We start from the raw sequence: 1350 nt of genomic DNA, 5'->3' as shown, positions 1-1350 counted from the left end.
GACACTAGGAGTCGATGAAGGACGGGACTAACGCCGATATGCTTCGGGGAGCTGTAAGTAAGCTTTGATCCGAAGATTTCCGAATGGGGAAACCCACTGCTCGTAATGGAGTAGTATCCATACTTGAATACATAGGATATGAGAAGGCAGACCCGGGGAACTGAAACATCTAAGTACCCGGAGGAAGAGAAAGCAAATGCGATTCCCTGAGTAGCGGCGAGCGAAACGGGAACAGCCCAAACCAAGAGGCTTGCCTCTTGGGGTTGTAGGACACTCTATACGGAGTTACAAAGGAACGATATAAGCGAAGAGGTCTGGAAAGGCCCGCCAAAGAAGGTAACAGCCCTGTAACTGAAATGTTGTTCTCTCCAGAGTGGATCCTGAGTACGGCGGAACACGTGAAATTCCGTCGGAATCCGGGAGGACCATCTCCCAAGGCTAAATACTCCCTAGTGACCGATAGTGAACCAGTACCGTGAGGGAAAGGTGAAAAGCACCCCGGAAGGGGAGTGAAATAGATCCTGAAACCGTGTGCCTACAAGTAGTCAGAGCCCGTTAACGGGTGATGGCGTGCCTTTTGTAGAATGAACCGGCGAGTTACGATCCCGTGCAAGGTTAAGCAGAAGATGCGGAGCCGCAGCGAAAGCGAGTCTGAATAGGGCGCATGAGTATGTGGTCGTAGACCCGAAACCAGGTGATCTACCCATGTCCAGGGTGAAGTTCAGGTAACACTGAATGGAGGCCCGAACCCACGCACGTTGAAAAGTGCGGGGATGAGGTGTGGGTAGGGGTGAAATGCCAATCGAACCTGGAGATAGCTGGTTCTCTCCGAAATAGCTTTAGGGCTAGCCTCAAGGTAAGAGTCTTGGAGGTAGAGCACTGATTGGACTAGGGGCCCCTACCGGGTTACCGAATTCAGTCAAACTCCGAATGCCAATGACTTATCCTTGGGAGTCAGACTGCGAGTGATAAGATCCGTAGTCGAAAGGGAAACAGCCCAGACCGCCAGCTAAGGTCCCAAAGTATACGTTAAGTGGAAAAGGATGTGGAGTTGCTTAGACAACCAGGATGTTGGCTTAGAAGCAGCCACCATTTAAAGAGTGCGTAATAGCTCACTGGTCGAGTGACTCTGCGCCGAAAATGTACCGGGGCTAAACGTATCACCGAAGCTGCGGACTGTTCTTCGAACAGTGGTAGGAGAGCGTTCTAAGGGCTGTGAAGCCAGACCGGAAGGACTGGTGGAGCGCTTAGAAGTGAGAATGCCGGTATGAGTAGCGAAAGAGGGGTGAGAATCCCCTCCACCGAATGCCTAAGGTTTCCTGAGGAAGGCTCGTCCGCTCAGGGTTAGTC

1 rRNA gene (only partly in view) is annotated in these 1350 nt (G+C 51.9%); it reads left to right on the top strand.

The annotated features are described in order from the left end of the window. Positions 1 to 1350 (top strand): 23S ribosomal RNA (locus ACFV7R_RS46995); its annotated part runs 765 nt beyond the window's last position; the annotation flags it as partial.

Origin of the sequence: Streptomyces sp. NPDC059866, assembly GCF_042731325.1 — a bacterium.
GTDB classification, from domain to species: domain Bacteria; phylum Actinomycetota; class Actinomycetes; order Streptomycetales; family Streptomycetaceae; genus Streptomyces; species Streptomyces flavusporus.
The sequence above is the reverse complement of the archived record's forward strand: the minus strand, read 5'-3'. Positions and strand labels throughout refer to the sequence as shown.